Here is a 25,991-nt window from a genome sequence, read left to right on the forward strand (position 1 = left end):
CAGTACGATGATTCTAATGGCGGAGTTATCTATCTTGTTGAAGACGCAAGCGATGTTGCTCAGTTATCTGTCAAAGATCCTGAAAACCTAGCGTATGTAACGCAGACAACTTTATCTGTGGACGATACTTCAGTGGTGATTGATGCTTTACGAGAGAAGTTCCCGAAAATTCAAGGCCCGAGAAAAGACGATATTTGTTATGCCACGCAAAATCGCCAAGATGCTGTAAAACAAATGGCTCCTTCTTCTGATTTGATGTTAGTGGTTGGTTCTCCAAATAGCTCTAACTCAAATCGTCTACGTGAGCTTTCAGAGCGTATGGGAACAAAAGCTTATTTGATTGATGATCAGTCTCAGATCGAAGACGCTTGGCTTGATGGTGTTAATAATGTCGCGGTCACAGCTGGTGCTTCAGCGCCAGAAGTCTTAGTACAAGCAGTTATTGATCGACTTAAAGAGTTGGGTGCAACGTCTAGCAAAGAAGTCGATGGGCGAGAAGAGAATATTGTTTTCTCAATGCCTAAAGAACTAAGGATTCCCGTTAAGGAAATTTGACGATATTGGGGTCAGAGTAATTTTACTCTGGCCCCAAGCCCTTCTTCTGCGCTATCCATCTGTTTTTCTTAATAAATATCTGAATCTTTCCTACATATCTTCAATTCTTAGCTAAGCTGAAGAAAAGCCCTCTGTTTTTGTGTTTTGCCTCGCATTTCGCTTCGTAGAATTGCCGTTTATCAACAATAACAACCGTTGATCGCTAAGCAGACTCATTTTTACATCTGGGCATCTACAGTATACAAATCGAAAACCAAGATGGCGGACAGATGAAACAATCAGGATTCACTCTCATCGAACTTATGTTAGCGCTTGTCGTAGCGGGCATCGTTGCTGTGATTGCCTTACCTAGCTTCGGCAATCTTATTGCGCGCAACCAAATTAGTGCCACCGCAAACAATGTCGTGGGAGCGTTGAATTTGGCGCGAGCTGAAGCGGCTCAGCGTGGTCGAGTTGTTCAGGTGAATTCATTAGATGTCGGTACACCAACCAATTGGACTAGTGGATATCGCATTTGGGTAGATCTTGATGGCGATGCGATCTTTGATGCCAACGAAGAGATCCGACGTTTCGATGCCATTGACGGTGCACTTACCTTAACAGGCACCGCTGGTACTTTTAGTTTCAACGGCGCTGGTTTTGCAACACCTGCGATCAGCTTCAATCTATGTACTGCTCAAGCAGGCTTAGATGATCGTCAGATAGCCGTGGCTTTGTCGGGTCGCGTGAACGTGAATAATTTTACCTGTCCTTAATGAGTGATGAATGACATGAGACAACTTACCTTTACAGGCAAACATCATCAGCAAGGTCTCTCTATGATTGAGATTATGGTGGCGATGCTAATTCTAGCAGTTGGTTTATTAGGCATGGCGAGTATGCAGGTGAGAGCTGTGCAAGACACCTCAAACTCAAGTTATCGCGGTGTTGCACTGTACTATGCCAATGATATGGCTGATCGTATGCGCGCGAACAGCGAAGGCGTTGATAATGGCGATTATGGTGATGGAACGGGAGGCAGTGCCAAAGCAAATTGCCTGAATACAACAGGATGTTCTTCTGCAGATATGGCGATCAATGATCGATTTGAGTGGCAAGCAAATCTAGCAAGATCTCTCCCGGCAGGTCAGGGTTCTATTGCTTTGAATGGCAGCGTTTATACCGTAAGGGTGCAGTGGACAGACCGTGTCGAGCAAGGTACAACGAGCATCGCGACAAGCTCTATTGATCTTTCATTTGAGCCTTAAGGAGTAGAGCACTATGACACAACATTCGAAACAACAAGGCTTATCACTTGTTGAATTGCTCGTTGCCTTGGCGTTGAGTTCTTTCCTATTGCTTGGTTTATTCCAAATTTTTAATAGCAATAGTCAGGCTTTCAATCTTCAAGGTGGAGTTGCACGCGTTCAAGAAAGCGGTCGTATCTCGATGGAGTTTTTGTCTCGTGGAGTGCGTGCTGCAGCGTTTCTTGGCTGTGCATCGGGAGATGCGAGTTCACCATTCACCAATGGAGCAGACACGAGCGAATTCTCGAATGTAGCATTTCGAAACGAGCTAATTCGTTTCAATGGCGACAATGGTATTACCGGCTTTGATAATGTGACTGGCGCAGTTACAACACTGAACAACATGGGCTTGAGTGTCGGGACAGGTGCACAACAAATTGTAAGCGGAACGGATGTATTTATCGTGCATGGTGCAGAGTCATGTGGATTGAGTGTCACAGCTTCTGATGCAACTTCGATTACTGTTCCGAATGCTTCTTCTTGTGATATCGCAACAAACGACCTAGTGATCGTATCGAGTTGTGCGCGTGCTGAGCTATTCTCTATAACGAGTGACCCAACAGCAACGAACGTGCTTAATCATGGGACATCGCATAACAATAGCGCCAACTTTGCTGATGATATTTATGATCCTGACGGTAGTTACTTGTACCTACCTACTATTACTGCATACCACGTCGGCAATACGGCCGATGGTGGTCGCGCACTGTTCATGACGCAGATTAACCGCTCTGGCGAGACTTCCTCGTTTTCGACTCAAGAGATCGCCGAAGGCGTGGAAGATATGCAGGTGCTTTACGGTGAAGATACTAATGATGATGGAACAGCGAATCGCTATGTGGCTGCCGATGACGTCGATGACTTTTTGAATGTTGTAGCAGTACGCACACGCATTCTTACCGCGTCTGAAGATCGCACAGTTGCGGAAAACCAAACCTATAACTTCAATGGCACGGCTACGACGGCTGCGGACTTACGCTTTTATGTGCCGTATGAAACTACGAATACCATTCGCAATCGTTTGAAATAGGGAGCGAATATGACACACGTATCTACTATGCAGAATCTAAACCCTAAAAAGCAGAAAGGCGCTGCCTTATTTATCTCGCTTATCTTCTTGTTGATCTTGACGGTATTGGGTGTGAGCTCAATGAACGACACCATTATGCAAGGGAAGATGTCTGCAGCGATTCAAGACGGCAACGTTGCACTGCAAGGTTCAGAAACAGCCGTTCGCGCTGCAGAGCAAGCTATTGAAGCGTTTATTTCGACAACGGGTTTCAATTCAACTGGCCCGTTTTATACCAATGGTAATGCGCCAGACCCATTTGATGCCAGCATTTGGGTTGATGACGTAAACAATACCGCCACCCAGGCAGCGGGTGCCGTGGCAGGGCAAACAGTGCAACCACGTTACTTTATAGAGCTTGCGGGTTCAGTCGAAGATGATGGTCTAAACACCGGTCAGGGTGACTTTGGTGAAACCGGTGGTGGTTATGGTTCAGGCACCGGTAACCCTTTAATCACAACGTTTAGAATTGTCGCGCGTAGTACAGGTGGTACCGCGAATTCACAACGCATTATTGAAACATACTACGGTAAAAAACTATGAGCTTGATCAATAGACATACGACAGAAGCATCAAGCTCTAGCGACCTTGCAGGGGGGCGTGCTATGAAAACATTCGAACGCAAACTTCGTTGGTGTGCGCTGGTCACATATCTGACCGCACCTACTATTGCTTATTCTGCTCCAGGTCAGTTAGCAGACCAGCCATTATGGTTAGGCTCGTCTGTGAAACATAACCTAATGTTCGCGATTGATGACTCCGGTAGTATGGACTGGGAGCTATCTTTCCCTGTCAATGATGGTACACCGCGTTTGAGAAGCGATGGTAATTTTGTAGACTCAAACGGTGATTACCTCAATAGTGGTGGCTACGGCCAGTATGCTTACGTATTTGCCAACGGCGTAGATACAGGCGGGTATGACGGTCGCCGCCTCTATAGCAACCGCTATGCAATACCCCCTATTGCACAGTACGCATCAGCAAAAAGTTCCGCATACAACACGGCATATTACGACCCAAGTGTGACCTATGATCCTTGGCCGACCTTTACTAATGCTGAGTTTGATAGCGTTGCGAAAACCAATGGCTATACCTTTACAGATGCGAGTGTGACAGCAACCTTAGTTGAGCCAGTCACAACGGCTTTTGGTACACGTACGGTTAACTTATTTGCAGACTTAGATACATCTACTAAAACGGAATCTTATTGGGATTACGATATTCGCGATGCTGACATGGTTTGTAAAGAGAGTGGTGCAGACGATTGTGCCGATAACTCTCGCCAAGACTACACATTTTATCCAGCAACCTACTATCTGAAAGATCAGAGCGACCATTATTATTATCACGCTGTAGGAGGCTCTGGGTCGGGCGCACCCTCTGTAACAGACAGTGATTTATTAGAGGCAGAGAAGCCTAAAGCGCCAATTGCCGATAATATTTCTGAGCCAATGAAGTTTGCTGCTGCGTTAGAGACGCAATCTTCTGGTACTGAATCTGACCGTATCCAAGCATCTCGTGACACCAATGTAACAAGTGGTGGCGATTTTATCGGGACGCTTGTGAGTTTAGGGACGGGCAATCGTACGAGTGTGCCTGCCACTGGTAAAACACTTTATACGGTAGAGGCGAAGAGTTCAGGAACACATTATATTTGGATGCGCGTATTTGGCGCAGGAGGGTCTTCGGATTCATTTTGGGCGAAATTAACGAATCCATTGGGAAGTGATCCAAGCGTTAGTTACAGCAATGGCAACGCATTAGGCGATTATGGCTCTTTGCAAAATAATATGCCAAATAATACTTGGGGATGGGTCAAGTGGGGTGAGGCGAATCTCACTGCTGGTAATTATGAGCTTGAGGTCGCATACCGTGAAGGTGGTACCTTGATGGATCAAATCCTTGTTACTTCGAATACAGATACGCCAACAGGAATAATGACTTTGGTGGATCCTAGTGCATTAGGTGATCGTCGAGAGTGTTCGGCATCAACACCTTCTCACTATCTTGAGTTTGCGCGTAATCCTGAAAGATATCGTATTGGAGAGAGTTCAGGTTCTGACTCATTGATTGAATCTGGAAGATCGCTTGCTTTCGACGGTGCTTGTCTCACGCGCTATCAGATTGGTAAAACGCAAGCTGATGGTGAGGCATTTATTAACGGTGCGGGCGTTACACGTACTGTATTGGAAGAAAAGCAAAACTTCGCGAATTGGTTCCAATATTATCGTCGTCGTCACCAAGCAATGCGTGGTGGCTTAGCAGCAGCGGTTCAGGGTATTAATGGTATTAAAACAGGCATGTTCTGGATTAATAACAGACGTACTGTTGGTTCTGCACAAATGAAAGATGTTGGTGTAGGGACTGAACTTGGTACCTTCTTAGACGAGCACTACACGCGAGTGAATGCGGGCGGTACACCACTGCGTAGCGCATTGAATCATGCTCGCAATCAGTTCAAGAGCACAACCGGCCCTATAACCAGTGAGTGTCAGAAAAACTATACATTGTTGTTCACAGATGGTTTTAATACCCAAAACACAACAAGCGAAGTTCAGTCTGTGCTTAATGACGGTATCGGCAACCAAGATGGTTCTGCGGGTGCCCCTTATCAAGACAGTTACTCAACGACACTCGGCGATATTGCATATGATGCTTATACAACGAACTTGAGAGGTGACCTCCCAACAGGTGCAGTGCGAGTCAATCCGCTTTGTGCAGACGCGAGTCCGGATGCTTGGTTAGACTGTAATACTAATCTACACATGAACACTTATACCGTCGGCTTAGGTTTGCGCGGGAATATCTTTGGTGTGACTCATCATGCTGTGGAAGATGCTCATGGGGCTAATACTGAACCAGTTTGGCCAGATGTTTCTGATGAAGGTCTTCCTCAGGTGGATGATTTATATCACGCAGCAGTCAATGGCCGTGGCGAAATGTACAGCGCAACGTCGCCTGATTCTTTGAAAGAAGCGCTGCGTTCGGCGATCAACGATATTGTGACATCTATTGGTAGCGGTTCAGGTGTAACCTTTAACTCTTCATCATTACGTGCGCAAGATGGCACATCTATTTATACAACACTCTTTAATTCGTCTGACTGGAGTGGTGACTTAGAAGCACGCTTACTCGATCCAAGCAATGGTGATGTGCTTGATATTGTTTGGTCAAACTCAGCGGGTGAGGCTTCAGGTGCTGCGGCTTTATTGGATGAAAGAGATATTTCAGTTGCTGATCAAGAGCGAGTTATCTACACACAGGGTGCATCGGATGGTGTAACCTTTGAGTGGGCGAATTTAACGGACGCTCAGAAAAACGACTTACGCACGAATCCTCCAGGAGAAGCGGCAAGTCCTGACGACACGCTCGCGCAGGATCGACTAGCTTACCTGCGCGGAGATCGCTCAAAAGAAGGCGGTGCGTTCCGAGCGCGTGGTAGCCGTATGGCCGATGTTATTCACTCTGCACCTGTTTATGTAGGGGAGCCTTCTTCTGCGTGGCCAGACGATGGACTGTTTGGTGTTGATGGTAACCGTTATTCAGATTTTTCTGACAAGGATGATGCAAACGGCGGCGCAGCAGGACGTACGCCTGTTGTATATGTCGGTGCGAATGGCGGTATGCTTCACGGCTTTAACGGCCTTAATTCTGGCACAGACGCAGGTAAAGAAGTGATGGCTTATGTGCCTAATTTGGTCTACTCAAGCGTTGCGGGTGAAGGATTGCACTATCTAACAGACCCTAACTATGCGCATCAGTATTACGTAGATTTGACGCCAGTAGCGCAAGACGTCTATACAAAAGGCAATTCTGCAGATGTGTCACGTGACTGGCGAACTGTTCTAGTTGGTGGCCTGCGTGCTGGTGGTAAAGGCTTATTTGCACTGGATGTGACGAATCCTGATGACTTTACAGACTCAGCGACGAATGCTGCTAATACTGTAATGTGGGAATTCACTGAAAGTGATGATGCAAATCTAGGTTTCTTGACGACTGCTCCATTAATCTCATTGATGAATAACGGCAAATGGGCGGTTATCTTTGGTAATGGTTATGAGTCAACCAATGGTCGTGCAGCACTCATGATCTTGTATATCGAAGAAGGTCTAGATGGATGGGCTGCAACTGACAAAGTTGTGATTGATACGGGTGTAGGTACCTCGCTTGATAAAAATGGTTTATCTGGTGTAACGGCTGTTGACTTGAATGGTGATCAGATTCCAGATCGTATTTATGGTGGTGATATTAAAGGCAATATGTGGGCCTTTGATGTGAGTAATACAAATGCTGCCAATTGGGGCTCTGCCTATAACTCCGGCACAACACCAAAACCATTATTCTCAGCAAAAGATAGTAATGGTGCGGCACAGCCTATTACGGCAGCACCTAGTTTGGCATTGAACAGTGCGCAAGCTAATAAAGGCTTTTCGCCAAATGCTTTAGTTACTTTTGGTACTGGTCAGTATTTAGTAGATGGCGACCAAGCGAATGTAGATGTCCAAAGCTATTACACCATCTGGGATAGCGGAACTGAGCAAGAGCTTGTCCGTACCGATCTAGCGGCTAGAACCTTTACGGAAACGGATGAGGTGAAGTCTCTCACTGGTACAGACGTGAACTGGGACAGTAACGAAGGTTGGTATGTCGACTTCATCGTTTCTGGCGAATCAGCTGAAGGTGAGCGTGTGACGCAAAAACCTGAGTTGCTGTTTGATTCAGAGGTTGGTCCGATTGCCTTGTTCTCAAGTTTGATACCAGATGTATCTGAGTGTTCAGGTGGTGGTGCGAGTTACTTGTATGCCTTGCCGTTGCTAACCGGCTTAAATCCAAGCAAGCCTATTCTTGATTTGAATGATGATGGCCTCATTGACGAAAACGACGTTGGCGCAGGTATGAAGAGCGATAACTTCAACAACGAGACGAATGTACTTGGTAAATACACCTTCAGCTCAAACAAAGAGAAGCCAAAAGACAGCACGGGTATCGATAAAGGCGAGCACGCCGCGACTACTGCATCTGATCGTGAAGGTCGTTTGGGTTGGTTCGAGTTGATTAATCAATAATGAGAGGAAAAAAACATGAAGACAAATAAGCAGCAGGGTTTTTCCCTCATTGAGTTGATGATTGTGGTGGCGATCATCGGTATTTTGGCCGCGATTGCCTACCCAAGTTACCAAGAGAATGTTGCGTCAACGCATCGCGCGAATGCGCAAAGCGAGCTGATGGGTTTGAGTTCAGCGCTTGAGCGCTGGTACACGCAGAATAATCATTACTCGAATGCTGCCGATGGTGGTGCCGATACGGGTTTGCCAGGTGCTGGTTTATATGGCTTAGATCAAGAAATTGCGCGTTTTTATACCATCACTATTTCTCAGACCGATGGTGGCACAGCTGATACAACAGCGGCTCAAACATATACTCTGCAAGCTGCACCAGTTGTAGGAAATATTATGGCGAATGATCGTTGTGGCACTATGACGATTAATTCGGCGGGTGTAAAAACGCCGGCTAACCCAGCTGATTGTTGGCGTTAAACTCGCATTAATATGCAGACAACGGGGCCAGAGTAAAAATATTCTGGCCCCGTTTTTTGTTTAAGAGCACCGCACGGGGCTGCCACCGCTATATTCACGAACACCATCGTTGTTGGAATCTCTTCCAAAGTATGGGCGTCCCGCTACATTGACGATTACAGGCACCGCCGTCTCAACGTTCTTATTATTTGCGCAAACCGTAAAGGTGCCATTTTGAAAGTTGGTCATCCCTGTCGGTAAAAACTCAAGATAGTCTTGTCTTCGAAACGAACCCCAGCGAATGCGGTTATCATCACTACCAAGTTCAAATAAGTGAATCATGTCATCGGTTGCGTCGAAGCTTTTATTCCCGTTGAGGTCGCGATAAATCATCATCGTATTCGACCAATTTTTATCGCAATGACTTTCGTTGTCACTTGCGCATATAAAAACAGATTGGTTTTCTTTAATCGCGAGGCTGCGCGCATACATGATGGCTTGAATAACAGTGCGTGCATTTTGCTCGACACGTTGTTTTTCAATAAACGAAAAACTACCAAATGAAATGCCAAATGTGATGGCGATGATTGTAAAAGCGATGAGAAGCTCGAGTAGCGTAAAGCCACGCGAGTAATGCGAAGAATATGTCATAACATCAATCCTTGATGAGAATAAAAAGTTGAGTCAATCCTTTAACTCGTGCTCCATTTTCATCAGCCAGCGCGTAGAATACAAGCGCATATTTTTAAGGGGATTTGAATGAAGGCGATTGTTGTTGGTGCGGGTGTGATTGGCATGTTGCAGGCTCGTGATTTGGCACACAATGGGTTTGATGTGGTTTTGTATGACCAAGGCCAACTAGGGCGCGAAGCGAGCTGGGCAGGGGGAGGAATTATCTCTCCGTTATATCCCTGGCGTTATTTGGCTCCAGTGACAGCGCTCGCAAAGCGCTCGCAAGCTATCTACGCCGAGCTGATTGAAGATCTCGAAGCGGAAAGTGGTATCGATCCAGAGATTAGCCATCACGGCTTATTAGTGTTGAATGTTGAAGACCAACAGGCTGCGCTTAACTGGGCCGAGAATAATGCCTCTTGGATGGAAACAATTTCTGCCGAACATCTCTATGATCTAGAGCCAAAACTGAAAACAGGTTTTGCATCGTCTTTGTGGATGCCAAAGGTTGCGAGTGTTCGTAATCCGCGCTTATTAAGAGCCTTAAGGACCATCATGAATCTTCACGCGGCCATTACCGTGCGTGAGAATCAAAAGATTGCAGGGATTGATGAGGGTAGAGTGAGCTTGCTCTCTGGCGAAATAGATTATGCTGACTTAGTTGTGGTTTGCTCGGGGGCATGGACATCTCAGCTCATGCCTCAGATCTCGTCAGAGATTGAACCTGTGAAAGGCCAAATGCTGGTGTTTGATGCGCCAGTCGGTTTAGTCAATCGCGTAGTGTTGAGTGATGGCCGATATGTGATTCCCAGAAAAGACGGAAAGGTGGTCGCAGGCAGTACGCTTGAATATACCGGCTTTGAAAAGCTAACCAATGAAGAGGCGAAGCAATCGCTAATCGACAGCGCTATCTCCTTATTCCCAAGTCTTGCTGAATATCAGGTGAGTCATCATTGGGCCGGCCTGAGACCCGGATCGCCAAAGGGTATTCCTAGTATTGGGCGTATTGAAGGTTATCGGCACGTTTACGTGAATGCAGGGCATTTTAGGAATGGTTTGGTATTAGCGCCGGCATCGGTAGAGTTATTAAGCAAAATAATTGATACACAGTCCTCAGAAATAGATCCTAGCCCTTATTCTGTGGGCCTTAGAACCGAGTAATGGTGCAGGTTTGCTATACTTTAAGGACATACAGGAGGTACACATCATGTTTAAAAAAATCTCAATAGTGTTGGCGCTAGTAGCTTTCGGCTTTTCGTCATCTTTAATGGCAATGCCTAAGGATTGCGAAGTGATGATGTCTAATCTACAGATTCAATATGGGCAAGACGAAGACGACGGTTTCGAGCTAGTTCTTGCTGAAATCGATGACGATGTTGAAGGCAAAGTGGTGGGCTACTGCGGTTCTGGCTACAAAGTCGTTTATCAAGAAGTCGATCCTTCATAGCGATTTATAATCCTGCATCTTTTCGATTCTTTGCTACTCTCCCTCTACCGTTAACTAAATTAGTTGGTGGATTATGAAAAATATTTTCGCGTGGGGCGTAGCAATGACCCTTCTTGCATTACCTTTGATTGCTAGCGCAGAACTCAAAGATTGTAATGAGTTGAAAGATGAGATCGAAGCCAAGATTAAAAACAATGGGGTGAAAAGCTTTAAGCTTACTATTGTTGAAAAAGACGCCTCAGCTCCGGGTGAACAAGTCGGTAGCTGTGAAGGTGGCACCAAGAAAATTATGTATGAGCGTGGTTAAACTCCTCGATTCAAGGTTTACTTTCTCTTCAACTAGATTACTCTAGCGCCTCTGTCTTGCTCTGCGCTCATTCACTATTCAGCGTGCGGCAACATTCTCTTTTTATTCACAGATTTATACGCCATGACTAATCAAAGCTTTTCCTCTTTAGCTTTAAAACCAGAATTGTTGGATGCTTTAAACAAAGCTGGTTACGAGACTATGACTGATATTCAAAGTGCTGCCTTGCCAAACTTGCTTGATGGAAAAGACTTAATCGGGAAAGCAAAAACGGGAAGTGGTAAAACGGCGACTTTCGCGTTAAATCTACTGAATAGACTGGAGCCGAAGCGATATCGTATTCAAACTTTGATCTTGTGCCCAACGCGCGAATTAGCGACGCAAGTTGCGGAAGAGACGCGCAAGCTAGCGAAAGGTATGCACAATGTAAAAGTATTGACCTTGTGCGGTGGTCAGCCAATGGGACCTCAAATTGGTTCGCTCGAACACGGTGCACATATTGTTGTGGGCACACCGGGACGCATTAAAGATCACTTACGAAAAGAAACGCTCAAACTCAATAACGTTGATACCGTCGTTTTGGACGAAGCTGATCGAATGCTAGATATGGGATTTTTGGAGGACGTTGAACATATTGTAGGGCACTGCCCTGCGCAACGTCAGACCCTACTTTTTTCCGCGACCTATCCTGATAAAATTTCCTCCCTAGCGAAACGATTATTGAATAATCCTGTAATGGTGACTGTAGAAAGCGAGCATAGTGACGATCATATCGAACAGCGTTTTATTGAAGTACAAGAGCGTAATAAACAAGAAGTACTCGCGCGTATCTTGCGTCACACGCAGGCTGCGACCGCAATTGTTTTTGCAAATATGAAGCAAGATTGTGATGACTTGGCGCAATCACTGAATGATCTTGGCGCCAGCGCACTAGCCCTTCATGGTGATTTGGAACAACGCGAGCGTGACTCTGTTCTAACCCGATTTATGCAGGGAAGCTGCTGTGTTTTGGTTGCGACAGATGTCGCGGCTCGTGGCTTAGATGTCGATGATGTTGCTCTTGTCGTCAATTATGACTTGCCACGAGACAGTGAAGTGTATGTGCATCGTATTGGGCGGACTGGTCGCGCTGGTCACTCAGGAAAAGCTTATAGCATCTACACAGCGAAGCAACGGTACAAGCTCGAAATTTTAGAAGGTGAGCGCCAACAAGCACTTGAATATCTCGATGCTGCTAGCTTTAAGGCAAAGGGTAGTTTTCCTGAACCTGAGTTCGTGACGATAGAAATTTCTGGCGGTAAACGAGATAAAGTACGCCCCGGAGATCTGTTAGGAGCCCTAACAGCAGATGGCGGAATAGCCGGCTCTGAAGTCGGTAAAATTAAAATCGTTGCACGAGCAAGTTATGTCGCAGTGAAATCAGGATCGATGCGCAAGGCGTTGAATATTCTGAATGAAGGAAAAATAAAAGGGCGCAAATTCCGCGCGAGAAAGCTCAAGTAAATCGAAATGTAAAGAAACCAAAAAGGCAGACTGTCTCCATTCTGCCTTTTTTATTTGATAAAACACTTCTTGCTCAAATTATTGAATTGCTTCACGTCGTTTTCAGTGTGCAGTTGATCGATATCAATCAATTTTTTTCTTCTCGCACTAGTCTTATATTAATCAGAATTTCTGATTAAATAATGAACATGATTCCTAGCCTTATCTGTAATACAAGGCTAGTATCTAACCGACACATAGCTGTTTGCATGGAAATTATAAAAGTAATAAACCATGTTCTTCAGTTATAAAATCCTTACTTAGAAAGAATAACAAAAACAATATTATATGAGTTGGTGCTGTACGTTGGCTAAAAGAGGGAAGGAGACTTTCGCCTCGAAGATGTATTGCATCGGCTGTTTATGAAAAGCGGACATTTCAACGAATATTTTCGAGTCGCACTGTTTCGAAAGAGGGCAAATGAAGTTTCACTCTATTAGCTTGTCAAATAACAATAAAGCATGTGTGAGCATTCTTTTGTTAATTTGCTTAGATCAATTTGAGGGGCAAACAAAACACCTTGATGGGTAAGGTTCTCTATGGTTTGCATAACCACAAAGCTTGCGAGTTTTAGATCCTCACTACTTATTTCATGGGCTCGGCTTTTCAAAAAGCTCTCGGTTAAATTCAGCAATACGCCATCGAGCTCTTCTACGCGAGTGTAGCCGTCTAGTTTGTTTAGCTCTCTTACGAGTACCTGATGTAGCTGCGGTTCTTGCTTATGAGCGTCCATAACCGCATGCACCATGGTTTCAAGCGCTTCTTTCAGGTCAAGAGAAGGCAGCTTTTGTAAAGTAGCCATAATGATTGTGAGCATCTCATCAATATGGCGATTGCCCAATTCAGCAAGAATCGTTTCTTTATTCCCAAAGTATTGATAAATCGAACCAACGCTAACTCCTGCGATTTTAGCAATGTGGTTGGTGTTTAATTTCCCCTGTCCTTCGCTAACTAAAATATGAGCGCTGGCTTCGAGTATGCAATCCACTGTATTAGATGATCGGCTCTGAGCGGGCTTGCGACGGGGCTTTGAGGTGGTTTTATTGACTTTCATGAGAATAAATAAACGCGAGTATTTAATGTGAGTAAATGCTCATATTATAGTGTTCTGTTATCTAAAGCACCGTTTAGCGCTACGCAGTCCAATGGAGGAATTGAGTTTGATGAAAGAGCAACCAAGTTACCAAAGTGAATCATACTGGCAAAACTACCAAGATTATTTTCCGGAACACCTACGGATTAATCACCAGAACCAGCCCAAAGAGGAGTGGTGGTTGTGGCAGGGAATCAATGTTCATTTAGATCGTTATGTTCCATCGACCAAAGATGACGTAAAGGTGATCATGCTGCATGGAGGTGGTGGCTATGCACGTTTGTTGAGCCCGTTGGCCCTCGACCTGTATGAGAAGGGATATGAAGTCGTGATGCCAGACTTTCCAGGGTATGGATTAACTGATTCGCCGGAAAGAAAGGTGGACTACCTAACGTGGGCAGATTTGGTTGTCGATTTAATTGAGCATGAATCAGAGCAAGGCCAGCAAAAAATCGTATTGTATGGGCTTAGCTTGGGTGGGATGCTAGCGTACTATGCGGCAGCTAGATCAAAATATGTTAAGGGCATTATCGCAACCACATTGTGTGATCCGCGATTGGCTTCTGTTAGAGCTGCTTTCGCTAAATTCCCTCGAATGAGCGCGGCAATCTTACCGTTATTGAAATGTCTAAACCCCATTTTAGGAACACTAAAGCTTCCTTTGAAATGGTTTTCTAAAATGCACGCTTTATCGAATAATGCCGAATTTAATCAACTTGTTGTTAACGACCCAAACGGTGGTGGAAATCGAACACCGCTGCATTTCATGCTTTCGATTATGATTGCAACACCTAAAGTTGAACCCGAGAACTTCAACTCGTGCTCGGTTTTGTTGGCTCATCCAGCAGAAGATAAATGGACGCCATTTGAACTCAGCGAACAGTTCTATCAGCGCTTGGCCTGCAATAAAAAAGTTGTTTTATTGGAAAACGCTGGGCACATGCCCATAGAGCAGCAAGGTTTAGATCAGTTAAGTCGTGAAGCTAGTAAATTTCTAGAAGAGGTAAAAGGCTGCAGGCCAAACACAAAACTGTAATTTCACATTCAGTCAGTTGCTCAAAAATGAATGCCACAAGTCGCTTTTATAATGTCGGCTTTATCACAATATCCGATGAAGGTTTTCAGTTTTAGTTCCGACCGCTTTTGTCTAGCAGCAGAAGTTTTAAGCGATGAAAGCATGACTTACTTTTCATGCATTTTGCTAGCGCTGAGTCTCGATTTAGTGCAGTTAATTCTCTTCTTGCAGCTTATAATGTTGATCCTTTAGAGCCCATATTTGAGTTCAATAATGCTTAGAAAAAACCAAGAATTCCTTACAATATTGAATTCTATTAAATTCAACAGCTTACAAAATGTAAGCCTTACAAAGGTTGCTTAACTGAAAGGAACAATTCACTACAACAACCGTTCGGGTGTTCGTGCAACTTGCCCAGACTGCCACGTACCGCACAATTGGACGGACAAGATTGTGCGTAAAATGCAGGCATCGAAAGAAGTGTGGGGTAAGGTTTTTGGAACGATGAATACCCGCGAAAAATTCTTAGAAAAACGTTTGGAACTTGCTCAGCATGAGTGGCATCGCTTGAAGTCGAACAATTCTTTAGAGTGTCGAAACTGCCATAGTGCCGAATCGATGGACTTCAATCGCCAGAGTCCGCGAGCTCAGGCAATGCATTCTAAGTTCCTGATTACGCGAGAAAAAACATGTATCGATTGCCACAAAGGCATCGCGCATAAATTGCCCGATATGTAGGGTGTTGAAGGTTGGCAGTAGCCTAGGACTTCATTAACGAAAATTGGGGTCAGAGTACTTTTACTCTGACCCCATTTTTAACCACAACTAAGAACTTAATCTCTGTAATATACTTGTATCAAATGAAAACCGAATTGGCTTTTAACAGGGCCGTGAATTTTCTTGAGAGGCTGCGTGAAAATTACTTTCTCAATGGGCTTAACAAGCTGACCTTTGCGGATTTCTCCTAGATCGCCACCTTTTTTTTTGGATGGGCAAGTTGAATGTTTCTTGGCGAGTGCCTCAAAAGATTTACCAAGAATCAGCTGCTTTTTTAACTGCTCCGCTTCTTCTCTTGTCTTCACTAGTATGTGCTTTGCCATTGCAGTTGCCACGTTTGTCTCCGGCAGTATATCTCTATCATTGTCTTGAAAATCATCGCGCATTGTACACCTTTCGTATCTAGAGTGTATTTGTCGGCAATCAGTACCTATAATTGCGCGCAAGAAATTATTGTTATGGCGGATAGCCAACAAAGGAAAGCATTATGATTATCGTAACCGGCGGTGCAGGTTTCATCGGAAGTAATATTGTGAAGGCGCTGAATGATCAGGGGCGCACAGACATCATTGTTGTGGATGATCTAAGTGATGGTACAAAGTTTGTGAATCTTGTGGACTTAGACATTGCAGATTATCTCGATAAAGATGATTTCTTGGCGATGCTTGATGATGATGCTCCCTTGGGTGATATCGACGCTATTTTCCATGAAGGTGCTTGTTCTTCGACTACTGAGTGGGATGGCAAGTTTATGATGCAGAACAACTACCAGTATTCTGTTGAGTTGCTTGAATACTGCTTAGATAAAAAAATCCCGTTCCTGTATGCGTCATCTGCTGCAGTCTATGGCGGCTCAGATATATTCAAAGAAGAGCGTCAACACGAAAAGCCTCTGAACGTATATGGCTATTCGAAATTTCAGTTTGATCAATATGTACGTCGCATATTGCCTAAAGCCGAATCTCAAGTGATTGGTTTCCGTTACTTCAATGTATATGGGCCGCGCGAACAACATAAAGGTTCGATGTCGAGTGTTGCATTCCACTTGAATACGCAGATTAAGGCAGGCGAAAATCCTAAGTTGTTTGAAGGCTATGACGGTTATCCAAACGGTGGTCAAACGCGAGACTTTGTTTATGTAGGTGATGTCGCCAATGTGAATCTTTGGTGTTGGGAAAACAAAGCTGAGTCTGGGATTTATAACTTAGGCACAGGCGCGGCAGAACCTTTCCAAGCCGTGGCTGACGCGGTGATTGATTTTCACGGCAAAGGAAAGGTTGAGTACATTCCTTTCCCAGATCATTTAAAAGGCCGTTATCAGAGTTTTACTCAGGCAGACATGACTAACTTACGTGCTGCAGGCTATGACCAAGCATTCAAGGCGGTTGCTGAAGGGGTGAGTGAATATATGACATGGCTTAATAAGGACGCCTAATCTTCGATGGAATGGTTGCTGTACTTCGATCTGTTTGGTGTCTTCGTTTTTGCGCTGTCAGGAGGTTTTGACGGTGCAAAATACCACTTAGATTTACTCGGTATTTTGGTGCTAGCTTTGGCAACGAGCCTTGGTGGCGGCATTATGCGCGATGCGATTCTAGGTGTGCACCCGCCAGCAGCCTTTACTAACGAGACCTATTTTTTTACAGCTCTCGCTGCCGGTTTAATTGCTTTCTTCTTTGCTAACCGCGTCGAAAGGCATATGGACTATGTGCGTTTTGCAGATGCGATCGGTCTTGGCGTATTTGCGGCTATTGGTGCAGCAACTGCAGTGCGCCATGAGCTTGGTTGGGTGGGCGTTGTATTAATGAGTACCTTGACTGCGACCGGAGGTGGTGTGATTCGCGATTTACTTGTTCGCGAAATTCCGATGATCTTACGTTCAGATTTCTATGCATCTGCGGCCATTATCGGCGGGCTAATGTATATGGTTCTACATTCAGAAGGAGTGCCTGAAGCATATTGTATGGGGCTTGCCGCTCTAGCCGCCACTTCTAGTCGTTTTGTTGCGATGCGATATAACGTAAATCTGCCTCAGGCCAGACGCTAGCTCATCATTAACCAAATACCTACGCCTGCTAACAAGGCTCCAGAACATCGATTGAGTGTTTTTTGATGTTTTTCATCCCCCAAGAAATGCCCAAGACTCTTTCCGCCAAGCCCATAAATAATTAAGCACATCGCTTCGAGCACGAGAATCAAGACGAGTAACACAGATAGTTGTCCGAATAATGCGCGTTCTGGGTCGAGAAATGGTGGAAGCAAAGCGACAAAGAATGCCCATCCTTTGGGATTAGCTATTGCGGTGATAAACCCTTGCGAGATCAGTGCCGTAGGAGAATAGACAGTGTTCATTGCCGCATCGTTGGTGATGGCCATTTTTCCTTTTGATAGCCACATCTGTAAACCGAGATAAATGAGATAACATCCACCTCCGATCTTTAACACGCTAAATAAAATTGGATAGGTGAGAAGAATGGCGGCAACGCCAACGGCACTCAATGTCGCGACAAGACCAACACCCGATAGTTCGCCAATCATCATCCAAAAGATGGCTTTCATTCCGAAACGCATACCGAGCGTGAGTGACAAGGTCATACACATTCCTGGTGTGATAGACACCATAAAAAAGGTCGGAATGAAAAGAGATAAAACCGTGACGCTTGGCAGATCCAAAGTTATGCTACTCCTAAAAATGATGGGGCAATGACCCCGGCCCCGCGTATATTATTCGTAGAACAGACATTATGCAGCTAGAAGCAGTAAAAACTTTCGCAAACGATGTTGGACGAGCGTATTGGATTTTATTAAAAATTCTGGTTCCAGCAGTGATGGTTGTGAAAATTTTGCAAGAGCTTGGTGCGACAGAATTACTCGCATCGTTGCTTGCCCCCTTAATGAACATTGTTGGTTTGCCGAGTGAGTTTTGTTTAGTTTGGGCTGCAAGCATTCTGACAAATATCTACGCGGCGATGGTGGTGTTTTATGAATTGGGTGATGGCTCATACTCAGTCGCGCAAATCACAACATTAGCGATGCTTGTATTGGTGGCTCATGCCATTCCTATTGAGGGGGCAGTCGCGAAAGCATTAGGAGTTCCTTGGCGTATTACGATCTTGTTGCGCTGTGTCGGTGGTTTTGTCTTTGCTTTGATTACCTATTTCAGTCTGAGTGTAACGCCGCTTGCTGAGCAAACGAGTCAGGCTCTCTGGACACCCAGTGTTTCTGATACGAGCTTTTGGGGTTGGGTGAGAGCGCAATTCGAAATGTTGGCAGGCATATTGGTCGTACTGAGCTCTCTCATGCTATTTCTGCGTTTTTTACGCCTTATTAAGTTCGATCAAGTACTAGAATTTTTACTTTTACCGCTGACAAAATTCTTAAAAGTTGGCCGCGAAGCGAGTCATGTCACGATTGTAGGCTTGATGTTAGGTCTGAGTTTTGGTGCTGGTTTGCTCATTGATGCCGCAACAAAAGGCGAGATCAATCTACGGGATATGAAGGTCGTTGCATGCTTTCTCGGGCTTTGCCATAGCATCATTGAAGACACTTTATTGCTTCTATTATTAGGCGCACATTGGATACCCATTTTGCTTGGTCGTTTATTGTTGTCGATTATAGTGATGGCTATTTTGATTCGCTTTATGTTTAAAGAATCTGAAAAAGAGCCTGACTTCAGCTAACACTTTTCAAGTCCTTGTTTATACTCAAAGTTATTCGTTTTATTTAATTGTATTCGCGCCGAGTATGCCGAGTTCTTTATTTACTTATTTCAATCTTTATCGCGTCGTTATTTCTGCTTTATTGTGGGGGGTGACGTTTTCTAAAAAATACGCGGTAAGCGATTTTCGTGATATTGAAGCCTTTCAAGTTATCGCAGCTACTTACTTTGTCTTTTCTTTAGTTTCTTTACTGGCATATCGTTCGCGTTTAAAGGCTGACTATAGCCATATCTTTTTCTTTGGTTTCTTAGATCTTTGTTTTCTTCATGCCTTGTTTTATGCTGGTGAGGGCATCACTGGAGGGCTCAGTAATTTAGTTATTATTTCAGTTGCTGCTGCAAACATTATGCTTCGTGGAGTGTCTGCGTATGCGCTTGCGGCCGTGGCAAGTCTGTTATCGCTAACGCTTGAGTTTGATCGTTATATTCAAGATATGAGTGTGCTCTCCGATGTTGCTCGAGCAGGGTTATTTGGAGCTATTTACTTTGCGACGGCGTTTATTCTTCAAAACTTGTCGCGCCGTATTTCTCAAACGGAAGAACTCGCTGCCAAACAACAGAAAAATATCGCAGAGCTGCAAGCTCTTAATCATCAGATTATTCAAAGTATGCGCACTGGGATTATTGTTTGTGATCCTGATTATAAGGTGCTGACATTTAACCAAGCATGTTCTGATTTACTAGGTATGAAATCAGGAGAGCGCCTGCCTCAACAAATTATTGAGCGTATTGATGCGTGGTCGCGACAACCCACGGTGCGAAGTAAGCCATTTCAAATGAGTGCTGACTTACCTGAAGTTCAAGCAAATTTTTCGCGAATGGAAAATGCTGGCAAAAATAATACGCTTATTTTCTTAGAAGATACCCGTCTGCTCACTCAGCGCGCGCAACAATTAAAGCTAGCATCACTTGGGCGTTTAACAGCTAGTATCGCACATGAAGTGCGTAACCCCTTAGGCGCTATTAGTCATGCTGCACAGCTTCTTTCTGAGTCAGAAGAATTGACAGAAGCTGATCGCAAGATGACTAGCATCATCGAAAGGCATTGCGCGCGAGTAAATGGCATTATTGAAAATACGCTTACCTTGAGCCGCCGTGGTCAACCCGACGTGCAGGCTATTTCACTCCGACCTTGGCTTGAGCAAGTCGTCGATCAGTGTCGAGAACAAAGCGATTCTCCTATCCCCATCCGCGTGAACGTTCTGAATAAGGAAGACACTTTGGCGCGATTTGACCCTTCTCAGATTGAGCAAGTGCTTACTAACTTGATTGTCAATGCGCAATACCACATCGAGAAATCGATGAACGAGGGTGGGGTTGAAGTATGCTTGTCACGCAAAGCGGGCACGGGACAAGCTGTCGTAGATATCATTGATTCGGGTAATGGCGTATCGGAAGAGAATCAGAAACATTTGTTTGAGCCCTTTTTTACAACCGAGAGCACAGGAACCGGATTGGGTCTATACATATCGCGTGAACTGTGTGAAGCCAATCAGGCAAACTTAAGTTACCTTGAGAGCAGTAGTGGCGGTGCTTGTTTTCGCATTATATTTGCGCACCACAAACGAATTGTTTAAGCCAGAAACATTTGAATACAGACTTCAGCATTGACTGAGATAGAAACTAGTAGAGACGTTAAATGACTCGACCATGCGTATTAATAATTGATGATGAACCAGATATTCGAGAACTTCTCGAAATCACGCTGATGCGTATGGGGTTAGATACCGTCAGTGTTGATTGTATCGAAGAAGCTCATCGTGCTTTGTCAGAGTTTACCTTTCAATTATGTTTAACAGATATGAACCTGCCGGATGGCAATGGTATTGATTTTGTGCGTTTTATACAGAGCGAACACAGTCATATTCCGATAGCTATGATTACCGCTTATGGCAGTGTTGAAACCGCCATTGAAGCCCTAAAAGCAGGTGCATTTGATTTTATCTCTAAGCCTGTCGATTTAACGCAACTACGCACACTTGTATCTAGTGCGCTTAAACTCGCTGAAACAAAAGTTGATCTTGCTCAGTCAATTCCTAGTGATCAAACGGTGCTCCTCGGTGAGAGTGCCGAACTCAAAAAGCTCAACAAACAGGTTATTAAACTCGCTCGCAGCCAAGCGCCAATATACATCTCTGGTGAATCCGGAAGTGGTAAAGAATTGGTTGCACGTGCCATTCATGCCAATGGTGTCAGACGTGATGGGCCATTCATTCCAGTTAACTGTGGCGCGATACCAAGCGAGTTGATGGAAAGTGAGTTTTTCGGACACTTAAAAGGTAGCTTTAGTGGGGCTCATCAAGATAAAGATGGCCTGTTTAAAGCGGCGGATGGCGGCACTTTGTTTTTGGATGAAGTGGCTGATCTACCCTTAGATATGCAGGTGAAATTGCTTCGTGCTATTCAAGAGAAAGCGGTGCGTGCCGTAGGCGGTGAGTCTGAAGAAGCCGTCGATGTGCGCGTTTTGAGTGCAACGCATAAAGATCTTCAAGCATTGGTCGACGACGGCAGTTTTCGACAAGACTTGTTCTACCGCATTAACGTCATTAACTTGCAGGTACCTAGCTTGCGCGAACGCCAAGATGACGTAGCGCTATTGGCAACGCGTTTCTTGTCGAATATCGCTCAAGAATGTGGGGTCGATAACGCGTCCATCGATGCCAATGCAATGCAAGCGCTTAAAAGCTATAGCTTTCCTGGAAACGTGCGTGAGTTAGAGAACATCATTGAACGTGCGTTTACGCTGTGTGAAGACGATATTATTCGTGAACAAGATCTGCAGCTAGATAACAGCCCGCGCTTATCTCCAACCCAGACCTTTTCTGAGCCGAGCGCTCAGCCCGACAACCAAGGTAGCTCTACAGACTTTGTATCGGCTCGACCGGAGGATATGCCTTTAGAAGATTATCTTGAGCAAATAGAGCGCGTAGAGATAGAAAAAGCGCTGCAAGATACCAAATGGAATCGCACTGCGGCAGCGAAAAAGCTGGGTATGAGTTTTCGGTCTATGCGGTATCGTTTGAAGAAGTTGAGATTAGATTAATCCCTTTATTTTTGGCCATATGCCTAAGCGCTTTTGTTTCAGGTGTTGTTTCGATTTAGCTTCTTCTTTTCTTGTCGGCAGCGGCCGACAACGCCTTAAGACCTTTAACGCTAAAGGTCTTAAGAATCTAAATGCGCCCCAGCTCTCGGGGCCTTCGGCTACACTCAAGTTCTTGTTCAAATCGGCGCTGCGGGACTCGCCTTCGGCTCGGGCAGTCCTCGCGTATTCCCGATTTTCACTAGCGAGCTTTCGTCCCTCAAGATGAGGGTGGCCGTTTCGATAAAGTATATTTTTGGCACTAACTTCCCCCTTCTGACTAGATGAGTCGCGAAAAGAATAAACAGATTAACGCCGAGGATTGTCTGAGTGAACGAAGTGAGCGAGTTCCGCAGGCGCTGTTTATTCTTGAGCAACGAATGAACCCGAAGGGCTAGGAAGTAGGGGCTGACAGGGACGAGGTGAATTTCTTAGTAAGAGAGGGTGGCCTGGGTCATTGTTAAGGGAGTGTCAGCTACTCCCTTAACTCGTCCTTCAGGACGAAACCTGAATAGAAGAAAAAACTATACCTCGATCATCACTGGACAGTGATCTGAACCCATCACCTGATCAAAAATATCTGCATTCTTGATGCGATCTTTAAAAGAGTCAGACACTAAGAAGTAATCAATCCTCCACCCTATGTTGCGCTGACGTGCTCCAGCACGGTAGCTCCACCAAGAATAACGCTCACCTTGCTCTGGATGAATATGTCGGAAGCTATCGACAAAGCCCGCATTGGTATAGGCATCCATACCATCGATTTCTTCTTGCATGTAGCCTGCGCTTTTATTGTAGTTTGGCTTCGGACGCGCGAGATCAATATCTTTATGTGCAACGTTCAAATCGCCGCAAACTAATACTGGTTTGGTTTGTTCTAGGGTTTGAATGTATTCAAGAAAAGCTTTGTCCCAAGTTTGACGATATGGCAGACGTTTGAGTTCGCTCCCGGAGTTAGGTGTGTAAACGGTGACGAGATAAAAGTCTTCGTACTCTGCGCAAATGACACGGCCTTCGGTATCGTGTTCATCGATGCCAATATCATTTTTAATAGAAAGAGGCCTTTCTTTCGTGATGATCGCGGTGCCAGAGTAGCCTTTCTTTTCAGCTGAGTTCGAGTAGATGTGGTAGCCCTCGAGTTCAGCAAGTGCTTCCTGTACTTGGTCGTCTTGTGCCTTGGTTTCTTGAAGGCAAAGCACGTCCGGCTGCATTTCTTCGAGCGAAGCCAAAAAGTCTTTTTTCATTACGGCGCGAACACCATTTACATTCCACGAAACTAAACGCACGAAAGATCTCCAGTTCAAGTACTAAATTTTGATGGCGAGTTTACATGGGGTGTTGATAGATCGAAACACTTAATTTTACCGTAAGCCCTTTCTATCTGGTGCAGAGTTTTTTAGTCTGCATGTTCTAACAAAAAGCCTGAGGCCTGAATAAAAGATGGAGTTCCAAGACGTTCTTACGAAACGCAATAGCACGCGTGATTTTACCGACCAAGAAGTAAGTGATGACTTGATAAAGACCTTGCTTGCGGATGCTTTGAAAGCACCAAGTTCTTCTAATACGCAGTCGTATCGTGTGGCGATAGCAAAAGGGGTGACTAAAGATAAAATCGCTGAAGCGTTATTGAAAAAGTATGATAAGGGTATCGAAATTCAGCGTTTAAAAGGCGTGTCTAAAATCGTGAGGGGTATAACGAGCGGTGCCTTGCCTAATGGTGATTTCAAACCAGATATTCATTACCCATCCGAGCAAAAGAGACGCGCGATTGAGTGCGGCAAGGGCTTGTATGGTGTACTCGGAATTGAGCGACATGATCGCGCAGCGCGCGATGCTTGGATGCGAAAAAACTTCGAGTTTTTTAATGCGCCGGTAGCGATGTTCATTTTTGTTCATGGCGAACGTGCCGAATACAGTGCGCTTGATACAGGTATGTTCTTGCAAAATCTGATGCTGTCAGCGACTGATAAGGGGCTTGGGACATGTGCGCAAGCTTCTGTTGCAATGTGGGGCGGCGATGTTCGTCCATTCTTTGATATTGAAGACAAGTACAAGCTAATTTGCGGTGTGTGCTTGGGCTACCCAAGTAATGACAAAATAAATAGCTTTCAACCAGAAAAGCGCACAGTAGAAGAAATCTGTTTTTCTGTGGCATGATAAGTCATTTGTTTGGCTTTTCATAATATCGGGATCAGAGTATTTTTACTCCGACCCCGATTTACAGCATGACTACAAGAACTTACAGCAAGACTTGGTGCTGCTCTGCTTTTAAGCGTGGTCCGTATTGGCTGACTACTTGAGCAGCTGCTTTGTTTGCCAGAGAAGCCGCTTCAACATAGGACTTTCCAGCAGTAATAGCATATAAAAATGCGCCAGCAAACATGTCTCCCGCACCGTTGGTATCAATAGCTGTTGCTGCCACACCTTCAACTTTTGATAGCGTTGTGCCATCAAATACCATTGCGCCATCTTTACCTAATGTGATCGCAAAACTGGCCGCGTATTGTTTCATCGCGTCACAGGCTTCTTCGATATTCGAAGTCTTTGTCCAACCGAGTGCTTCGTCTTGATTGGCAAACAGAAGATCAACTTTATCGCCGAGCATGTCGGCGAGACCATCACCGAAAAATTGCACCATTCCAGGGTCAGACAACGACAGGGCTGTTTTGACACCATGCTGTTCAGCTAATTTGCGCAACTCAACAGCCGCAGCGCGTCCTGTGTCTGACGTAACAAGATAGCCTTCGATGTAGGCATACTCTGATTCTTTCAACGCATCGATGTTGATGTTCTCGGTGCTTAGTGTTTCGCTGATCCCAAGAAAGGTATTCATGGTACGCTCAGCGTCTGGGGTAATCATGACTAGACACTTACCGGTTGTACCTGATTCATGTTTTGATTGATCGGTAGAGACGCCTGCCTCAGCAAGGTCGTCATGGAAGAATGTACCGTTATCGTCATCAGCTACTTTGCATGAGTAGTATGTTGATGCGCCAAAGCAAGCTGCCGCATAAATTGAGTTACACGCACTGCCGCCACTAGATCGCTTGCTACCCACTAGGTGACCTTTCATATGATCGAGAAGCTCTGTTTGGCGTGCTTCATCTACCAATGTCATAAGACCTTTTTCGATGTTTGCTTGAGATAGAAAATCATCAGTGACTTCAATTTCGGTGTCGACAAGTGCAGCACCGAGGCCATAGACATGGTAACGTGTCATAGTTTTTTGTTCCTTTCATTTTTATGCGATTCAAACCCGCATTATTACAATCGAGCTCAAGCAACGCAAAGTATCTTGCTGCTGTTTTTCGCATAAGGAGAGTTTGTGCAAAAATTAAATAGGAATGTTTGGCTTTTGGCAGTCGCAAGTGCCTTAGGTTTGAGTACGGCGCCGTTAGTTGTGTTTGTCGGTGGCTTGATTGGCAGTGAGTTGGCGCCAGATAAAGCAATGGCCACGTTACCTGTTGCAGCAATCGTTGTGGGTACGGCTATGGCGGTCATTCCTATTGCGCGCTTGATGCAAAGTTATGGGCGTTCGACTGTTTTTCGCGTCAATATTCTTATGATGATTTGCGCAGCACTTGGTGCAGCGCAAGCCATCGAGCAGACCTCGTTTTGGGGATTTTGTTTCTTCGTGATGTTGTTAGGAGTTGGCCTAGCGGCAATTCAGCAATATCGGTTTGCGGCGATGGAAAGTGTTGATGAATCTCAACATGCGCCAGCTGCTTCGTTCGTACTGCTGGGTGGTCTTGTTGCAGCATTTGTTGGCCCAGAGCTCGGGCAGGTTGGTAGAGAGTTATTTGACCAACATTACAGTGGCTCGTTTGTCTTGCTCGCTGTCATACTCGCATTAAGTTTGCCTGTTTTGTTTGTATTTAAGGCGCCTAAGCCGGTTGATTCCCAACAGCGCTCTTC

25 protein-coding genes and 1 pseudogene are annotated in these 25,991 nt (G+C 45.0%); 20 read left to right on the forward strand and 6 right to left on the reverse strand.

What is annotated here, in order from left to right; translation table 11 throughout:
- The 7 genes and pseudogenes from ispH to A3739_RS05525 all read left to right on the forward strand — a co-directional run.
- Positions 1-555, forward strand: a pseudogene (gene ispH, locus A3739_RS05495) (4-hydroxy-3-methylbut-2-enyl diphosphate reductase); the annotation flags it as partial.
- Positions 556-824: 269 nt separating this feature from the next.
- Positions 825-1,310: a GspH/FimT family pseudopilin gene (locus tag A3739_RS05500; protein ID WP_068476874.1), complete on the forward strand. Its 486-nt coding sequence runs from the start codon at positions 825-827 to the stop codon at positions 1,308-1,310.
- A gap of 15 nt (positions 1,311-1,325) precedes the next feature.
- Entirely contained in the window at positions 1,326-1,802 is a 477-nt protein-coding gene (gene pilV, locus A3739_RS05505; protein ID WP_197472083.1) for a type IV pilus modification protein PilV, read from the forward strand.
- 13 nt (positions 1,803-1,815) lie between these two features.
- Positions 1,816-2,871 carry a PilW family protein gene (locus A3739_RS05510; RefSeq protein ID WP_068478566.1) on the forward strand — a complete coding sequence of 352 codons (1,056 nt, stop codon included), beginning with the start codon at positions 1,816-1,818 and terminating at the stop codon, positions 2,869-2,871.
- Between the two features lie 9 nt (positions 2,872-2,880).
- Positions 2,881-3,453, forward strand: coding sequence for a PilX N-terminal domain-containing pilus assembly protein (locus A3739_RS05515; RefSeq protein WP_068500397.1), 573 nt, complete (start codon positions 2,881-2,883; stop codon positions 3,451-3,453).
- Positions 3,450-7,976 carry a pilus assembly protein gene (locus A3739_RS05520; protein ID WP_068478562.1) on the forward strand — a complete coding sequence of 1,509 codons (4,527 nt, stop codon included), beginning with the start codon at positions 3,450-3,452 and terminating at the stop codon, positions 7,974-7,976. The genes A3739_RS05515 and A3739_RS05520 overlap by 4 nt, the downstream gene beginning before the upstream one ends.
- Before the next feature lie 15 nt (positions 7,977-7,991).
- The gene (locus A3739_RS05525; RefSeq protein ID WP_068478560.1) at positions 7,992-8,447 is read left to right on the forward strand and encodes a type IV pilin protein; all 456 of its coding nucleotides are present in this window, start codon (positions 7,992-7,994) and stop codon (positions 8,445-8,447) included.
- Positions 8,448-8,507: 60 nt separating this feature from the next.
- On the opposite strand, the gene A3739_RS05530 is transcribed toward A3739_RS05525, so the two are convergent.
- Positions 8,508-9,077: a GspH/FimT family pseudopilin gene (locus tag A3739_RS05530; RefSeq protein WP_068478558.1), complete on the reverse strand. Its 570-nt coding sequence runs from the start codon at positions 9,075-9,077 to the stop codon at positions 8,508-8,510.
- Positions 9,078-9,185: 108 nt separating this feature from the next.
- Here A3739_RS05530 and thiO point away from each other — a divergent pair, with 108 nt between their 5' ends.
- The 4 genes from thiO (at position 9,186) to dbpA (ending at position 12,355) form a co-directional block, all read left to right on the forward strand.
- On the forward strand, positions 9,186-10,259 hold the full coding sequence (thiO, locus tag A3739_RS05535; RefSeq protein WP_068478556.1) for a glycine oxidase ThiO: 1,074 nt from the start codon (positions 9,186-9,188) through the stop codon (positions 10,257-10,259).
- Between the two features lie 46 nt (positions 10,260-10,305).
- Complete coding sequence (locus A3739_RS05540; RefSeq protein ID WP_068475058.1) at positions 10,306-10,545, forward strand: hypothetical protein; 240 nt, start codon at positions 10,306-10,308, stop codon at positions 10,543-10,545.
- Between the two features lie 73 nt (positions 10,546-10,618).
- A complete protein-coding gene (locus A3739_RS05545; RefSeq protein ID WP_068478554.1) occupies positions 10,619-10,852 on the forward strand; it encodes a DUF1161 domain-containing protein in 234 nt (77 codons plus the stop codon).
- Between the two features lie 123 nt (positions 10,853-10,975).
- The gene (gene dbpA, locus A3739_RS05550; RefSeq protein WP_068500613.1) at positions 10,976-12,355 is read left to right on the forward strand and encodes an ATP-dependent RNA helicase DbpA; all 1,380 of its coding nucleotides are present in this window, start codon (positions 10,976-10,978) and stop codon (positions 12,353-12,355) included.
- Positions 12,356-12,830: 475 nt separating this feature from the next.
- On the opposite strand, the gene A3739_RS05555 is transcribed toward dbpA, so the two are convergent.
- Positions 12,831-13,382, reverse strand: coding sequence for a TetR/AcrR family transcriptional regulator (locus tag A3739_RS05555; RefSeq protein ID WP_068478552.1), 552 nt, complete (start codon positions 13,380-13,382; stop codon positions 12,831-12,833).
- Between the two features lie 175 nt (positions 13,383-13,557).
- Between A3739_RS05555 and A3739_RS05560 the strand changes: the two genes are divergently transcribed.
- Together A3739_RS05560 and A3739_RS05565 are read left to right on the forward strand one after the other, a co-directional pair.
- Positions 13,558-14,523, forward strand: coding sequence for an alpha/beta hydrolase (locus A3739_RS05560; protein ID WP_197472084.1), 966 nt, complete (start codon positions 13,558-13,560; stop codon positions 14,521-14,523).
- A gap of 354 nt (positions 14,524-14,877) precedes the next feature.
- The gene (locus A3739_RS05565) at positions 14,878-15,240 is read left to right on the forward strand and encodes a NapC/NirT family cytochrome c (protein ID WP_304440099.1); all 363 of its coding nucleotides are present in this window, start codon (positions 14,878-14,880) and stop codon (positions 15,238-15,240) included.
- 95 nt (positions 15,241-15,335) lie between these two features.
- Here the strand turns inward: A3739_RS05565 and A3739_RS05570 are convergent, their stop codons facing one another.
- Positions 15,336-15,665 (reverse strand): peptidylprolyl isomerase, encoded by a 330-nt coding sequence (locus A3739_RS05570; protein ID WP_068477174.1) that lies wholly within the window; start codon positions 15,663-15,665, stop codon positions 15,336-15,338.
- 101 nt (positions 15,666-15,766) lie between these two features.
- Between A3739_RS05570 and rfaD the strand changes: the two genes are divergently transcribed.
- Positions 15,767-16,714 carry an ADP-glyceromanno-heptose 6-epimerase gene (rfaD, locus tag A3739_RS05575; protein WP_068480653.1) on the forward strand — a complete coding sequence of 316 codons (948 nt, stop codon included), beginning with the start codon at positions 15,767-15,769 and terminating at the stop codon, positions 16,712-16,714.
- 6 nt (positions 16,715-16,720) lie between these two features.
- A complete protein-coding gene (locus tag A3739_RS05580; RefSeq protein ID WP_068480656.1) occupies positions 16,721-17,326 on the forward strand; it encodes a trimeric intracellular cation channel family protein in 606 nt (201 codons plus the stop codon).
- Here A3739_RS05580 and A3739_RS05585 read toward each other — a convergent pair.
- Complete coding sequence (locus A3739_RS05585) at positions 17,323-17,901, reverse strand: LysE family translocator (protein ID WP_068480803.1); 579 nt, start codon at positions 17,899-17,901, stop codon at positions 17,323-17,325. The genes A3739_RS05580 and A3739_RS05585 overlap by 4 nt on opposite strands.
- A gap of 122 nt (positions 17,902-18,023) precedes the next feature.
- Between A3739_RS05585 and A3739_RS05590 the strand changes: the two genes are divergently transcribed.
- From A3739_RS05590 to A3739_RS05600, 3 genes are all read left to right on the forward strand, one after another.
- Positions 18,024-18,959: a hypothetical protein gene (locus tag A3739_RS05590; RefSeq protein WP_068480659.1), complete on the forward strand. Its 936-nt coding sequence runs from the start codon at positions 18,024-18,026 to the stop codon at positions 18,957-18,959.
- Positions 18,960-19,023: 64 nt separating this feature from the next.
- The gene (locus A3739_RS05595; protein WP_068480662.1) at positions 19,024-20,574 is read left to right on the forward strand and encodes a PAS domain-containing sensor histidine kinase; all 1,551 of its coding nucleotides are present in this window, start codon (positions 19,024-19,026) and stop codon (positions 20,572-20,574) included.
- A 62-nt stretch (positions 20,575-20,636) separates the two neighbouring features.
- Positions 20,637-22,040, forward strand: coding sequence for a sigma-54 dependent transcriptional regulator (locus A3739_RS05600; RefSeq protein ID WP_068480665.1), 1,404 nt, complete (start codon positions 20,637-20,639; stop codon positions 22,038-22,040).
- A gap of 560 nt (positions 22,041-22,600) precedes the next feature.
- Here A3739_RS05600 and A3739_RS05605 read toward each other — a convergent pair.
- On the reverse strand, positions 22,601-23,362 hold the full coding sequence (locus tag A3739_RS05605; protein ID WP_068475528.1) for an exodeoxyribonuclease III: 762 nt from the start codon (positions 23,360-23,362) through the stop codon (positions 22,601-22,603).
- A gap of 154 nt (positions 23,363-23,516) precedes the next feature.
- Here A3739_RS05605 and A3739_RS05610 point away from each other — a divergent pair, with 154 nt between their 5' ends.
- Positions 23,517-24,233 (forward strand): nitroreductase, encoded by a 717-nt coding sequence (locus A3739_RS05610; RefSeq protein WP_068480668.1) that lies wholly within the window; start codon positions 23,517-23,519, stop codon positions 24,231-24,233.
- Positions 24,234-24,315: 82 nt separating this feature from the next.
- Here A3739_RS05610 and A3739_RS05615 read toward each other — a convergent pair whose 3' ends face one another.
- Positions 24,316-25,296 carry an adenosine kinase gene (locus tag A3739_RS05615; protein WP_068480671.1) on the reverse strand — a complete coding sequence of 327 codons (981 nt, stop codon included), beginning with the start codon at positions 25,294-25,296 and terminating at the stop codon, positions 24,316-24,318.
- Between the two features lie 105 nt (positions 25,297-25,401).
- On the opposite strand from A3739_RS05615, the gene A3739_RS05620 reads away from it, so the two are divergent.
- A partial coding sequence (locus A3739_RS05620) for an MFS transporter (RefSeq protein ID WP_156502374.1) occupies positions 25,402-25,991 on the forward strand: 590 nt, incomplete at its 3' end.

The organism is Oleiphilus sp. HI0067 (assembly GCF_001635735.1).

Coding starts and splice junctions, on each gene's coding strand:
- A3739_RS05585 (WP_068480803.1), bottom strand. CDS start 17,901: ATGGTGTCTATCACACCAGGAATGTGTATGACCTTGTCACTCACGCTC.
- thiO (WP_068478556.1), top strand. CDS start 9,186: ATGAAGGCGATTGTTGTTGGTGCGGGTGTGATTGGCATGTTGCAGGCT.
- A3739_RS05520 (WP_068478562.1), top strand. CDS start 3,450: ATGAGCTTGATCAATAGACATACGACAGAAGCATCAAGCTCTAGCGAC.
- A3739_RS05545 (WP_068478554.1), top strand. CDS start 10,619: ATGAAAAATATTTTCGCGTGGGGCGTAGCAATGACCCTTCTTGCATTA.
- A3739_RS05600 (WP_068480665.1), top strand. CDS start 20,637: ATGACTCGACCATGCGTATTAATAATTGATGATGAACCAGATATTCGA.
- A3739_RS05515 (WP_068500397.1), top strand. CDS start 2,881: ATGACACACGTATCTACTATGCAGAATCTAAACCCTAAAAAGCAGAAA.
- A3739_RS05595 (WP_068480662.1), top strand. CDS start 19,024: ATGCCGAGTTCTTTATTTACTTATTTCAATCTTTATCGCGTCGTTATT.
- A3739_RS05510 (WP_068478566.1), top strand. CDS start 1,816: ATGACACAACATTCGAAACAACAAGGCTTATCACTTGTTGAATTGCTC.
- pilV (WP_197472083.1), top strand. CDS start 1,326: ATGAGACAACTTACCTTTACAGGCAAACATCATCAGCAAGGTCTCTCT.
- A3739_RS05590 (WP_068480659.1), top strand. CDS start 18,024: ATGCAGCTAGAAGCAGTAAAAACTTTCGCAAACGATGTTGGACGAGCG.
- rfaD (WP_068480653.1), top strand. CDS start 15,767: ATGATTATCGTAACCGGCGGTGCAGGTTTCATCGGAAGTAATATTGTG.
- A3739_RS05530 (WP_068478558.1), bottom strand. CDS start 9,077: ATGACATATTCTTCGCATTACTCGCGTGGCTTTACGCTACTCGAGCTT.
- A3739_RS05610 (WP_068480668.1), top strand. CDS start 23,517: ATGGAGTTCCAAGACGTTCTTACGAAACGCAATAGCACGCGTGATTTT.
- A3739_RS05580 (WP_068480656.1), top strand. CDS start 16,721: ATGGAATGGTTGCTGTACTTCGATCTGTTTGGTGTCTTCGTTTTTGCG.
- A3739_RS05560 (WP_197472084.1), top strand. CDS start 13,558: ATGAAAGAGCAACCAAGTTACCAAAGTGAATCATACTGGCAAAACTAC.
- A3739_RS05615 (WP_068480671.1), bottom strand. CDS start 25,296: ATGACACGTTACCATGTCTATGGCCTCGGTGCTGCACTTGTCGACACC.
- A3739_RS05500 (WP_068476874.1), top strand. CDS start 825: ATGAAACAATCAGGATTCACTCTCATCGAACTTATGTTAGCGCTTGTC.
- A3739_RS05570 (WP_068477174.1), bottom strand. CDS start 15,665: ATGCGCGATGATTTTCAAGACAATGATAGAGATATACTGCCGGAGACA.
- A3739_RS05540 (WP_068475058.1), top strand. CDS start 10,306: ATGTTTAAAAAAATCTCAATAGTGTTGGCGCTAGTAGCTTTCGGCTTT.
- dbpA (WP_068500613.1), top strand. CDS start 10,976: ATGACTAATCAAAGCTTTTCCTCTTTAGCTTTAAAACCAGAATTGTTG.
- A3739_RS05525 (WP_068478560.1), top strand. CDS start 7,992: ATGAAGACAAATAAGCAGCAGGGTTTTTCCCTCATTGAGTTGATGATT.